We start from the raw sequence: 12076 nt of genomic DNA on the forward strand, positions 1-12076 counted from the left end.
GCAAGGGTCACCAGCAGTGTGGCAAATGGCAGAAAAGAGCGAATCTTTTTCAATCTTTCTGGTTATTGGTAAAATAAGTAAAAGTGAGTTGTCACAAATGAAGGAGGAAGAAAAAATGACAAAACGTGTAATCGTAATGAACTTCGAGATGGAGTCACTGGCATACCAAGGCTTTTCTGAGCTGAAGAGATTAGCAGCCACAGGGCAAGTTAAAGGAGAGCAGATGGCTGTCGTGACCCATTCGAATGACGGACAGCATAAATTTAAAATAGAAGACTTTGTTGATTTTACCGGTAGCAATAAAACCTCAACCGGCGGGCTGATTGGGATGCTGGTTGGTATTTTGGTGGGTCCGTTGACGATGCTTTTAGGCTGGGTCGGTGGCAGTATGATTGGCGCAACCCAAGATGCCCGGGAGATTAAAAATGCGCGCAACATCTTTGAATTCCTGGTTTCTGATATTGCTGAAGGACAGACTGGCCTAATTTTGATTGCTGAAGAAGAAGACAATCGGCCGATCAATGAAATCATTATCAATCAGTTGCGCGGTGGCATTAGTCGTTTTGATTACCAGGAAGTCGAAGAAGAAATCAAAAAGGCCCAACAGGTGGAAAAAGACACGAAAAATAATGCCCAGCAAGCTTGGCAAAAACAACATGATAATACCAATGGAGAGACAGACAGTTCAAATGCTTCTGCAAAGGACTGACAGCCTATTGTAAAAAATGCTATACTGAGGACTGGCTAAATACAGGCGACGAGTAGAGTAAATTTAAGAATTTATACAAGTCGAGCAGTGGCCCAGTTTAACAGAAAGTCAGGAATAACACTCATGGAAATCGAATTTTTAGGAACCGGAGCCGGTGTACCGGCGAAACATCGCAATGTGACCGGTATTGCTTTAAAGCTGCTAGATGAGCGCAATGCGGTCTGGCTATTTGATTGTGGGGAAGGAACTCAGATGCAGATCTTGCGTTCAACCATCCGCCCGCGAAAAATTGAAAAAATATTTATCACCCATCTTCATGGCGATCATATTTTTGGGTTGCCAGGCTTAATTTCCAGTCGCTCTTTTCAAGGTGGGACAGAGCCCCTTGAAATTTATGGCCCCAGAGGTATACGAGATTTTGTCCAAATGGCACTGCGAGTGTCCCAGACCCGCCTGTCGTATCCACTGAAATTTATTGAAATTGCAGAAAATGGTGTTGTCTTTGAAGACAAGCAATTCAAAGTGATTTGTGAAAAGCTTGATCACGGGATTGCCAGCTTCGGTTATCGTGTGGTAGAAGCAGATCATGAAGGGGAGCTGCAAGCCGACAAGCTGTTGGCATTGGGAGTTAAATCAGGACCGTTATTTGGTCGCTTGAAAAAAGGAGAAACAGTAACCTTGCCTGACGGACGTAAAATCAATGGTTTAGATTTTGTGGGACAAAAGCGCCGTGGCCGTATCGTAACTATATTGGGGGATACCCGCTTTACGCAAGCTTCAATTCGATTGGCTGAAAATGCTGATGTATTGGTCCATGAAAGTACATTTAATAAAAATGAAGCCCAAATGGCCCGCTCCTATTTCCATTCCACTACTGAACAAGCAGCACAGGTAGCCAAAGAAGCAGGTGTAACTTGCTTATTATTGACCCATATCTCAGCTCGGTATTTAGCGAAAGACGCGATTGAGTTGGAAAAAGAAGCACAGGGCGTCTTTCCCAATAGCCGTATAGTGAAAGATTTCGATGTGGTGGAAGTCCCCTTTAACTGATTTATAGAAGAAAGTGAGGAAGTTGGCATGAATTTACAAGATAAAGTAGTTTTGGTGACTGGTGGTTCAGCGGGATTAGGGGAACAGATCTGCTACGCTGCTGCCAAAAAAGGCGCTATTGTTGTAACCTGTGCCCGCCGCATCAATCTTATCGGTCAGGTCAAGGAAAAATGTGCAGAACTCAGCGGAAAAGCGGCCTATGCTTTTCAGCTGGATGTTGCTGAGCCCAACAGTGTCGACAGTCTATTGGAAAAAGTCGCAGCTGAAGTAGGCCCGATAGATGTTCTGATCAATAACGCCGGCTTCGGTATTTTTGAAAACTTTACCGATTTTGAGCGGGAAAATATTTTTAAGATGTTTGAAGTTAATGTGTTGGGTATGATGGTCTTAACGCAAAAAGTTGTGCTTGATATGGTGGCAGCAGCACGTCCAGGTCATATTATCAACATTGCTTCGATGGCTGGCAAAATGGCTACACCGAAATCGACGGTCTACTCGGCAACAAAATTTGCCGTATTAGGTTTTTCCAATGCGCTACGCCTGGAGCTAAAGCCGGCCAATATTGCAGTAACAACTGTTAATCCCGGTCCCATCAAAACGGAATTTTTTGATAAAGCAGATCCTTCCGGTAATTATTTGCAGACTTTGGGCAATCATGTGTTGGATCCCGAAAAACTTGCAAGAAGAATCATTGCCAGCGTAGAACATCCTAAACGGGAGATCAATGCGCCAGGGTATATGGAAATCGCGGCACGCTTTTATACTTTGTTTCCTACTATGGGGGATTTCTTGGCGGGTGGACTTTTCAATAAGAAATAAGTGGTGCACCTTTGCAAATGACGTTTTGTGAGAATCCGGTGAATGGTAGTGAACTATGAATGGGAGGGAATACCGATGAAAAAACAATGGCGACTCATCGCAGGTTTTGTTTTGATTTTTGTAATCGTGCTATTTGCGGTGTTTAATAACCAATCTGTTGCGGTCAATTTCCTGCTTGCCCAAGTGGAAGCACCCTTGATTATAGTTATCATTGCGTCTGCATTTGTCGGTGCTTTGATTATGTCTTTGGTATCTACAGGTACTCTTTGGCAGCAAAAAAAGCAGATCAAGACCTTGAAACGAGAGTTGACGACTCAACAAGACACTGTTTCCGAGGCTGAGACTGCTTCTTCCAGCGGAGAAAAAATAGTTGTAGAAAAGGTAACTTTAAATAACGAGAAAGATAAGAAAGCAGAAGGCGACTAAAGCTTTCTAAAATGTTTCTACCCAAAAGAACAGCTTTGTGGGATCTTTCCCCAAAGCTGTTCTTTTGCTTAAATTTTACAGCGCGTCAAAGATTTACTTGCGGGATTCTTTTCAGAAGGCAACTGCTTTGCTATAATTATTCAGTTGGGAGTGATCATGTGCGCAATGCAAGATATCAATGGAAAATGCCAGAAGAAACCTCTTTTTCGGCAGAATTTCGGGATTTAATTACACAGCAAGGCTTCTCAGAAACTATAGCCAGAATTTTGTGGCAACGAAACATTCGTACATCGGAAGCCTTGGAACATTTTACAAATCCACAGTTGGCTGATCTCTATGATCCTTTTTTGTTTTACGACATGGAAAAGGTTATCCAGCGGTTGCAGGAGGCTGTTGAAAACGGTGAGCGAATCTTAGTCTATGGCGATTATGATGCAGATGGCATTACCAGTGCAACTGTTATGAAAGAAGCGTTGGAACTTTTAGGCGCCGACGTAACTGTTTATCTGCCAAATCGTTTTACAGACGGCTATGGACCTAATAAACAGGTTTATCAAGATATGATTGAAAGCGGCATTCAACTGATTGTCACCGTGGACAATGGGGTTTCCGGTCATGAGGCTATCGACTATGCCAACAGTGTCGGCGTAGATGTCATTGTGACTGACCATCACGAACTACCCACAGAGCTGCCAAATGCGTTTGGAATCATCCATCCCCGTCATCCAAATGGCAATTACCCTTTTGGTGAACTGGCGGGTGTTGGGGTGGCTTTCAAGGTTGCCTGTGCCTTATTGGATGAGGTGCCGTTGGAATTTTTAGATTTGGTAGCAATCGGGACAATTGCTGATATGGTTTCGCTGACGGATGAAAACCGTGCGTTAGTAACCATTGGCTTACAAATCATTAAACAAACGGAGCGCATCGGCTTACAGGAACTCTTTAAAGCAGCCCAAAGTAAAATCTCTGAAGTTGATGAAACTATGATTGGCTTTGCAATCAGTCCTCGGCTGAATGCTATTGGACGGTTGGAAGATCCCAATCCTGCGGTTACCTTAATGACCACCTTTGATGATGCAGAGGCTCGCCAATTAGCATTGGAATTGGATCGAATTAATGAAGAACGTAAAGCGCTGGTAACAGCCATTACAGAAGAAGCACAACAATTATTGGATCCGGAAAGTCCGATCAATTTGATAGCTGCTCCTGGTTGGCATGAAGGAGTCTTAGGCATCGTAGCAGGAAGAATCCTACGCAATACCGGCAAACCGACAATTGTTATGACCATTAAAGAAGATGGCATTGCGAAAGGTTCTGGCCGCAGTATTGAAGCGGTAAACCTCTATGAGATGTTAAACGGGATGCGGGAACTATTCACCAGTTTTGGTGGTCACCACGCAGCTGTCGGCTTGAGCCTTGCAAAAGAGAATCTACCGCTGCTGCAGAAACAGATGGTAGCGTATCTGTCTGAAACCCAGAGCAAGCTCGATCAGGGGGAAGAACTGGTCATTGATGAGGTGCTAACTGTCAAGGACGTTACCTTATCCTTTGTAGAAGAACTCAGAAAAATCGCCCCCTTTGGAACCGATAACCCGATTCCCCGCTTTGCTTTAAAAGGAGAAGGGACTTCTGTTCTCAGGCAGATTGGTTCAAATCAGCAACATTTGAAGATGGAAGTGCAGGACGCTTCCTCAACTGAGGCGCTGGATGTAATTGGCTTTGATTTTGGAAATGAAATTGCTGAGTTTCGCAATGATCGTTTCACTATTGTCGGTGAGCTCTCTGTGAATGAATGGAATGGCAATAAGAAACCTCAGATGCAGCTCTTGGACTTTCAAGTGAAGGGCATTCAACTATTTGATTTGCGAGCAAAGAAAAATCGACGTCAATTCAATCCAACAAATGACACGCTTTTGATTGCATTTGAGAAAGCTTCCAATAGTAAAGTTGCTCTGCCTGCAAGAGATATTCATTATTATCATGACCAAGAACAATTGCAACAATACTTATCTAGTGGCAGCTTTAGTGAATTGGCTTTTCTTGATTGCCCAGAGGAACCGACTCAGATTAAGGAAATCACGAAACTTACCGGAATCAAGCGGATTATGCTGATTTTGCAAGCAGAAGATGAAGCCTATTTAGATGGGATTGGTACAAGAGAACAGTATACTAGGTTATTCAAACTAATTGCTGCACAAAGCAGAATTGATGTGCGTAATAAACTACCACAGATTGCGCAATACCTGCAGATTCCGCAGAAATTATTGATTTTCATGATCCAGGTGTTTTTTGACTTGGAATTTGTTACAATAAGCGATGGTGTTTTAACACCTGCTGTGGTGGCGGATAAAAAACCACTGGATTCTAGCAGTGTGTACCAACGCAGGTTGAAAAAAATAAAAAGTGAAGAGTTTTTGTTGTTGAGCGATTCTGCTGCATTGAAAGCCTGGCTGACAGATTGAGTTGACTTTTATGTGGTTTAGCAAAGAACAGGGCAAACAGACGCTCTGCCAATCGTTCAATGAAAAATTAGGAGGAACCAACATGGATTTAAAAGACTATATTGCCAGCATTCCCGATTACCCTCAAAAAGGAATCGTTTTTCGGGATATTTCGCCTCTGATGGCAGACGGCATGGCCTATCGAGAAGCAACTAAACAGATCGTGGATTATGCAAAAGAAAAAGGCATTGATATGGTGGTTGGACCGGAAGCCCGTGGATTTATCGTAGGTTGTCCAGTCGCATACGAACTCGGTGTTGGTTTTGCACCGGTGCGCAAACCAGGAAAGCTTCCCCGCGAAACGATTTCTGTTTCCTATGATTTGGAATACGGGAGCGACACATTGACGTTGCACGCTGACGCCATTAAACCAGGTCAAAAAGTATTGGTATGTGATGATCTCTTGGCAACCGGTGGGACTGTCAAAGCCACTATCGACTTGGTTGAAAAATTGGGTGGAATCGTTGTAGGTTGCGCATTTTTGATTGAACTAAAAGAGTTACATGGACGTGACAAAATCGCAAATTATGAAATCAAAACATTGATGGACTACTGAGTTACGAAAAAAAACTGCTGAGGTGCATTCCTCGGCAGGTTTTTTTGTAATCATATAAGAAACTCAATAAAAAAGCCACTATAAAAAGGTACTATAAAAAGCCTCGCAAAAGCTGCTTATGACTGCTTTTGCGGGGCTCTTTCCTGTTGGTCCTTCTATTTTAAAAAGAGAAAATACTTGGGTTAATCTATTAATATTTTCCACTGTGAGGGTAACTGACCGTCCGATTTTGTTGCCGTTCGGCTTGTTTGACCTTTTTATCATCCCAAAGTGTGAACCACAGGAAAAATAAGGGCACAAAAATCAGAGCAGCCAATGGGGCACCATAGTTGACAACCACGAAGCTAATCAACAAGCCTAAACCGACCAATGCAATATTACGAATTCCGTTCATTATCGTCACCTCATTTAATTTATGCGAACAAATGTTTGTATTCTTATTATACGAATGTTTGTTCGGTTTGTAAAGCAAAAAAATAGAAATCCTCAAAATTACTTTGAAGATTTCCAACTGTTAGCCAATGTGATTACGGTAAAGACCGACTACTTGGCCTAAAATGGTCACGTCAGGCAGAATAATAGGATCCATAAAATCATTTTCCGGCTGTAAGCGAATGTGGTCCTTTTCCCGGAAAAATCGTTTGCAAGTCGCCTCATTTTCATCCGTCATCGCAATGACAATATCGCCATTTTGAGCATCCCGCTGCTGTCTTACGATGACTTGATCACCATCTAAGATACCAATGTTAATCATACTCTCGCCTTTGATGGTCAACATGAACAAACTGCCGACATCATTTGAAAGGTTTGGCGGAATGGGGAAGAAATCAGAAGCTTCTTCTACAGCCAAAATCGGCTCTCCGGCAGTCACCACACCCAACATCGGAATCGCCTCATCTTTAATGCCAATTAAATCTAATCCTAAGCGAGTAAGCTCGATTGCTCGCGGTTTGGTGGGATCTCGTTGTAAGAGGCCTCTTTTCTCCAGGCGGGATAGATGACCATGAACCGTAGAGGTGGAAGACAGATTCACTGCTTCGCCAATTTCTCTAACTGTGGGCGGGTACCCTTTGTTTTCTACCCGTTCATGAATGAAGCGTAGGATCTCCTCTTGACGGGAGTCTGTTCGTTTCGCCATGACTGCACCTACTTTCTTTTCTAAATCCAGTGTACCATAGGGAAAAAGCGAAATCAAACAAATGTTCGTCTTTTAGCAAAACTTGTTCCCTTTTTGTTCCCTGGGAGCTAGGCGAATAAATTTTGTCGGAAAGCATGAAAAAGGGGGCACTGATGATCGAAAAGGCAAACCGAAAATCAAAAACCTTCGATGATTTAGGACTATAAATTTAAGCAGGATTAGTTTATGATAAGGGGGATGGAATGCCATTAAGAACAAGAAAACAGCGGGTTGGCAAATGATTGTTCGGATAAGGGGCAAACCTGACATCGCTGGTTGAGTCAAAGGAGGTAGACAAATGCTGTCAGAAGAAAAAATGGCACGAATCAATGAACTAGGTCGCAAGAAGAAAGCTGGAACATTGACTGCTGCTGAAGAAAAAGAACAGATATTGCTACGAAAAGAATACTTGGAGGCCTTTCGCTCCGGCATGCGGCACCATATCGAAGGGATGAAAGTTGTCGATCCCGAAGGCAATGATGTGACACCGGACAAATTGAAACAGATTCAAAAGGAAAAAGGTCTGCACGGTCGGGAATAATCTATTCAATTACAGTCACATTGTTTTGCATGGAAGAACAAATAAAGGTATAATATACCTAAATGAAAATATAGGAGGAATTTCAATTGTTTGATAAAGTCGATCAATTAGGCGTCAACACCTTGCGCACACTAAGTATTGAAGCCATTCAAAAAGCTAATTCTGGACACCCGGGACTCCCGATGGGGGCAGCGCCAATGGCATACGCCCTCTGGACCCGTCATCTGAAAGTTAATCCATTGACGTCTAGAGACTGGGCTGACCGTGACCGTTTCGTGTTATCTGCTGGCCACGGTTCTGCACTACTTTACAGCTTATTGCACTGCGCTGGTTATGAAGTCAGCATCGATGATTTGAAAGGATTCCGCCAATGGGGCAGCAAAACCCCTGGTCATCCGGAAGTCGATCATACAGATGGGGTTGAGGCTACGACAGGTCCATTGGGTCAGGGAATTGCAATGGCCGTCGGAATGGCGATGGCTGAAGCGCATTTAGCGGCTAAATTCAATCAACCTGATTTTTCAGTTGTTGATCACTATACTTATGCAATTTGTGGAGACGGCGACTTGATGGAAGGTGTTTCTCAAGAAGCCAGCTCAATGGCTGGTCATATGAAATTGGATAAGTTGATTGTCTTGTATGATTCCAATGATATCTCCTTAGATGGTCCTACTTCAATGGCCTTCACTGAAAATGTCGGTCAACGATTTGAAGCATACGGTTGGCAGCATATCTTGGTAAAAGACGGCAATGATATGGAAGCTATCAACCGAGCAATTGAAGAAGCAAAAGCGGAAAAAGAAAAGCCGACTTTAATCGAAGTGAAGACAGTTATCGGTTTTGGCGCACCAAACGAAGGCACTAACAAAGTCCACGGCGCACCACTGGGGGCAGAAGGCCTGGCCGCAGCGAAAAAAGTTTATGGTTGGGATTACCCAGAATTTACAGTTCCAGAAGAAGCTGCTGCCCGCTTCAAGGAAACAATCATGGATCGTGGCGCTCAAGCACAGGCTGCATGGGAAGGAATGTTTGAACGTTATAGTTTAGAATACCCAGAGCTGGCTGCTGAATTCAAAGCTGCTTTTGCAAACAAGCTGCCTGAAAATTGGGATGCTGAATTGCCAGTTTACGAAGAAGGTTCTAGTCAGGCTAGTCGAGTATCCAGTAAAGAAATGATCCAAGCCATTTCACAAGCAGTACCTGGTTTTTGGGGCGGTTCTGCCGATCTTTCTTCCTCCAACAATACGATGGTTGCTGCTGAAAAGGCCTTTGAGCCAGGAAACTATGATGGCCGAAATATTTGGTTTGGGGTCCGTGAATTTGCGATGGCTGCGGCGATGAACGGTATCCAGTTGCATGGTGGCACAAGAATCTATGGTGGGACTTTCTTCGTATTCACTGATTACTTGCGACCAGCATTACGGTTGTCTGCTATTCAACATTTACCGGTCACTTATGTTTTGACCCACGACTCGGTTGCTGTGGGTGAAGACGGTCCGACACATGAACCAATTGAACAACTGGCTAGTCTGCGTTGCATGCCAAATGTGCACGTTATTCGTCCAGCAGATGGTAATGAAACACGAGCAGCTTGGAAAATTGCTATGAACTCTCAAAAAACTCCAACTGTTTTAGTTCTGAGTCGGCAAAATCTACCAGTTCTTCCAGGTACAGCAGAACAAGCTGACAAAAATGTTGCCAAAGGTGGGTACGTATTATCCGCCTCTAAGGGGGAAACACCTGAAGGCATCTTGATTGCCACCGGGTCTGAAGTAGGTTTGGCTTATGAAGCTCAAAAAGCTTTGGCTGAAGAGGGCGTCGATGTTTCTGTTGTCTCCATTCCAAGCTTTGACTTATTTGAAGCGCAATCTGAAGAATACAAAGAAGCAGTTCTTCCGAAAACAGTTACTAAGCGTGTAGCTGTTGAGGCTGCGGCTTCCTTTGGTTGGGAGAAGTATACAGGGACCTCTGGAAAAGTGATTGCCATTGATCATTTTGGTGCTTCTGCTCCTGGAGATAAAGTTTTGTCAGAATTCGGATTTACTGTTGAAAACGTCGTTGAAACTTTTAAAAGTCTTTGATTAATCTGAGCCTGCACAGTTCCTTTCTGTGCAGGTTTTTCTTTTTTTATGTGACTAAAAGAACTGTTGTATAAATTTTGAAGCTATATCGCTTGTCCTTTTCTCACAGCACTCGTATAATGATGACAGTTAATTAGAATGACTTGTGTTATCGAAGTCTCTTTAAAGACTTAATCAGGAGGGAAACATGAATACCTACAAATCCCGCAGCGAACGTAGAATTGCCAAGCAGCGTGCCCAACAGAAAAATTTACAACGGGCAGCAGTAGTGGTGGGAACCGGATTGGTCACTTTGCCAACTGTTGGTCTCACGAATGGCCAAAACGTTCAAGCATCAGAATACAATTATCAACAGCCGGATGCAGCGGCTGCATTGATTGCTCAAATTGCGCCTGCCGCAAGCCAAATTGCGGATGCCAATGATTTATATGCATCTGTTATGATTGCCCAGGCATTACTGGAAAGTGGCAATGGTGGCTCGACACTTGCTCAGGCTCCCTATTACAATCTTTTCGGTGTAAAAGGAACATACAACGGCATGGCTGTCTATATGCCAACTCTTGAATACCTGAATGGGCAGTGGGTAACCATTAACGAACCTTTTCGCCAATATGGTTCCTATTGGGAATCAATCCAGGATCATGCCAATGTTCTTCGGAGTACGAGTTTTTCCAACGGGGTGTATCACTATTCCGGTGCCTTTAAGAGCAATACCAGCAGCTATCTTGATGCAACTGCTTACTTGACTGGTCGCTATGCAACGGACCCTGGGTATGCCAGCAAACTGAACTACTTGATTGCGGCGTATGGACTAACACAGTACGACACTTCTAGCACATCAAATACCTATGTTGCCAATTCCAATACCCAAACTACTCAAGCAACAAGTTATGCAGAAAATACGACAAGTTCCGAAAGTAGTGAGGAAGTGCAGGCGAAATCAAGTACATCCGTTCATAAAGTAGTTTCTGGGGATACTTTATGGGGCATTGCCAATACTTATGGTATAACTGTTGATCAATTGATGACACAAAATGGGCTCAGCAGTGATTTGATTGTCGTTGGTCAGGAATTGATCGTCTAATCGTTATTCCAGACAGTTGAAATGGCTTTCGAGACAGCCTCTCGGAAGCTTTTTTTGGTGGATTCTCAATTTTCGTGTTTTTTCGTGGATTTTGCTTGCTCATTTTTTTGAGAGGAGTAGAGAAGACTGCTCAAAGATACCCTGGTTTGTGTAAACGATTTTATTTTTCTTAAATGCAATGCCATCGTTTTTTTATGAAAAGGTGAGATTTGCTGAATCTGGCTAGAATTTTTGTGAATCTTTTAGTATCATGAAGAAAAAAGAAGAGGAGGCTATCGTGATGGAGCATCTGACTGTCGAAGAGGCGATTCAGCATCTGAAAGAAGATAATGTACGAATCACGCCGCAGCGCTATGCAATCATGGAGTATTTAGCCAATCACAAAAGTCATCCCACTGCTGACGAGATTTATCAGGAGATGGCGGGACGTTTTTCTGGAATGAGCGTTGCCACTGTCTACAATAATCTGCGTCTATTGGTAGACAAGGGCTTAGTAATTGAAATGAAATACGGCGATGCTTCGAGCCGTTTTGATTTTACAAACAAGCCGCATTACCATGCGATTTGTAAAAATTGTGGCCGAATAGAAGATTTCTATTATCCAGGGTTGGAAGATGTGGAGATGGCTGCTGGTCAACTGACGGGTTATGAAATCACCGAACATCGACTGGAAGTCTATGGACTCTGTTCTGACTGTCAAAAATTGGAGGGATTTGTTGATGAAAGTCATTCAAACAGCTGACGCACCACAAGCTATTGGGCCTTATGTCCAAGGGAAAATTGCAAATGGCTTTCTGTTTGCTTCCGGCCAGATCCCGCTAGATCCAATTAGTGGTGCAGTCGTAGGTGACGACATCCGTTCTCAAGCTTGTCGTGTTTTTCAGAATATTGAGGGACTGTTGAAGGCAGCCGCCAGCAATAAAAATGCGGTGGTAAAAACTACCTGCTTTTTGAAGAATATGGAAGATTTCGCAGCCTTCAATGAAGTTTATGCGGAGTTCTTTGATGATGAATTGCCTGCACGTTCGGCGGTAGAAGTGGCCCGGCTGCCAAAAGATGTCTTGATTGAAGTTGAGATCATCGCAGCTGTAAATAACTGAACCAGAAAAAGGCAGAGGTGCAGGCTTCTGTC

The 12076-nt window shown here is 43.4% G+C and carries 13 protein-coding genes; 11 read left to right on the forward strand and 2 right to left on the reverse strand.

What is annotated here, in order from left to right:
* The first annotated feature begins 115 nt into the window (after positions 1-115).
* The 6 genes from BAU14_RS08970 (at position 116) to BAU14_RS08995 (ending at position 6061) form a co-directional block, all read left to right on the forward strand.
* Entirely contained in the window at positions 116-709 is a 594-nt protein-coding gene (locus BAU14_RS08970; protein WP_161899746.1) for a DUF456 domain-containing protein, read from the forward strand.
* A 123-nt stretch (positions 710-832) separates the two neighbouring features.
* Positions 833-1759, forward strand: coding sequence for a ribonuclease Z (gene rnz, locus BAU14_RS08975; protein ID WP_161899747.1), 927 nt, complete (start codon positions 833-835; stop codon positions 1757-1759).
* Between the two features lie 27 nt (positions 1760-1786).
* Complete coding sequence (locus BAU14_RS08980; RefSeq protein ID WP_161899748.1) at positions 1787-2578, forward strand: SDR family NAD(P)-dependent oxidoreductase; 792 nt, start codon at positions 1787-1789, stop codon at positions 2576-2578.
* Positions 2579-2653: 75 nt separating this feature from the next.
* On the forward strand, positions 2654-3004 hold the full coding sequence (locus BAU14_RS08985; protein WP_161899749.1) for a LapA family protein: 351 nt from the start codon (positions 2654-2656) through the stop codon (positions 3002-3004).
* 158 nt (positions 3005-3162) lie between these two features.
* A complete protein-coding gene (gene recJ, locus BAU14_RS08990) occupies positions 3163-5466 on the forward strand; it encodes a single-stranded-DNA-specific exonuclease RecJ (RefSeq protein ID WP_202622189.1) in 2304 nt (767 codons plus the stop codon).
* Positions 5467-5548: 82 nt separating this feature from the next.
* On the forward strand, positions 5549-6061 hold the full coding sequence (locus tag BAU14_RS08995; RefSeq protein ID WP_161899750.1) for an adenine phosphoribosyltransferase: 513 nt from the start codon (positions 5549-5551) through the stop codon (positions 6059-6061).
* Positions 6062-6251: 190 nt separating this feature from the next.
* Here BAU14_RS08995 and BAU14_RS09000 read toward each other — a convergent pair whose 3' ends face one another.
* On the reverse strand, positions 6252-6455 hold the full coding sequence (locus BAU14_RS09000; protein ID WP_161899751.1) for a hypothetical protein: 204 nt from the start codon (positions 6453-6455) through the stop codon (positions 6252-6254).
* A gap of 120 nt (positions 6456-6575) precedes the next feature.
* Positions 6576-7199 carry a transcriptional repressor LexA gene (gene lexA, locus BAU14_RS09005; RefSeq protein ID WP_161899752.1) on the reverse strand — a complete coding sequence of 208 codons (624 nt, stop codon included), beginning with the start codon at positions 7197-7199 and terminating at the stop codon, positions 6576-6578.
* A 337-nt stretch (positions 7200-7536) separates the two neighbouring features.
* Between lexA and BAU14_RS09010 the strand changes: the two genes are divergently transcribed.
* The 5 genes from BAU14_RS09010 to BAU14_RS09030 all read left to right on the forward strand — a co-directional run bounded on the left by BAU14_RS09010 (position 7537) and on the right by BAU14_RS09030 (position 12044).
* Positions 7537-7779, forward strand: a complete 243-nt coding sequence (locus BAU14_RS09010) for a DUF896 family protein (RefSeq protein ID WP_161899753.1) — start codon at positions 7537-7539, stop codon at positions 7777-7779.
* 86 nt (positions 7780-7865) lie between these two features.
* Positions 7866-9860 (forward strand): transketolase, encoded by a 1995-nt coding sequence (gene tkt / locus BAU14_RS09015; protein ID WP_161899754.1) that lies wholly within the window; start codon positions 7866-7868, stop codon positions 9858-9860.
* Between the two features lie 187 nt (positions 9861-10047).
* Entirely contained in the window at positions 10048-10944 is an 897-nt protein-coding gene (locus BAU14_RS09020) for a glucosaminidase domain-containing protein (protein ID WP_161899755.1), read from the forward strand.
* Positions 10945-11224: 280 nt separating this feature from the next.
* Positions 11225-11686: a Fur family transcriptional regulator gene (locus tag BAU14_RS09025; RefSeq protein WP_161899756.1), complete on the forward strand. Its 462-nt coding sequence runs from the start codon at positions 11225-11227 to the stop codon at positions 11684-11686.
* A complete protein-coding gene (locus BAU14_RS09030; protein WP_161899757.1) occupies positions 11664-12044 on the forward strand; it encodes a RidA family protein in 381 nt (126 codons plus the stop codon). Before BAU14_RS09025 ends, BAU14_RS09030 begins: the two co-directional genes overlap by 23 nt.
* Positions 12045-12076: the final 32 nt, after the last annotated feature.

This window comes from Candidatus Enterococcus leclercqii (assembly GCF_009933135.1).
Taxonomy (GTDB): Bacteria; Bacillota; Bacilli; order Lactobacillales; family Enterococcaceae; genus Enterococcus_C; species Enterococcus_C leclercqii.

What these genes read in the sequence shown, in the direction of transcription:
- BAU14_RS08970 (WP_161899746.1), top strand. Translation starts at nt 116, where the DNA reads ATGACAAAACGTGTAATCGTAATGAACTTCGAGATGGAGTCACTGGCA.
- rnz (WP_161899747.1), top strand. Translation starts at nt 833, where the DNA reads ATGGAAATCGAATTTTTAGGAACCGGAGCCGGTGTACCGGCGAAACAT.
- BAU14_RS08980 (WP_161899748.1), top strand. Translation starts at nt 1,787, where the DNA reads ATGAATTTACAAGATAAAGTAGTTTTGGTGACTGGTGGTTCAGCGGGA.
- BAU14_RS08985 (WP_161899749.1), top strand. Translation starts at nt 2,654, where the DNA reads ATGAAAAAACAATGGCGACTCATCGCAGGTTTTGTTTTGATTTTTGTA.
- BAU14_RS08995 (WP_161899750.1), top strand. Translation starts at nt 5,549, where the DNA reads ATGGATTTAAAAGACTATATTGCCAGCATTCCCGATTACCCTCAAAAA.
- BAU14_RS09000 (WP_161899751.1), bottom strand. Translation starts at nt 6,455, where the DNA reads ATGAACGGAATTCGTAATATTGCATTGGTCGGTTTAGGCTTGTTGATT.
- lexA (WP_161899752.1), bottom strand. Translation starts at nt 7,199, where the DNA reads ATGGCGAAACGAACAGACTCCCGTCAAGAGGAGATCCTACGCTTCATT.
- BAU14_RS09010 (WP_161899753.1), top strand. Translation starts at nt 7,537, where the DNA reads ATGCTGTCAGAAGAAAAAATGGCACGAATCAATGAACTAGGTCGCAAG.
- BAU14_RS09020 (WP_161899755.1), top strand. Translation starts at nt 10,048, where the DNA reads ATGAATACCTACAAATCCCGCAGCGAACGTAGAATTGCCAAGCAGCGT.
- BAU14_RS09025 (WP_161899756.1), top strand. Translation starts at nt 11,225, where the DNA reads ATGGAGCATCTGACTGTCGAAGAGGCGATTCAGCATCTGAAAGAAGAT.
- BAU14_RS09030 (WP_161899757.1), top strand. Translation starts at nt 11,664, where the DNA reads ATGAAAGTCATTCAAACAGCTGACGCACCACAAGCTATTGGGCCTTAT.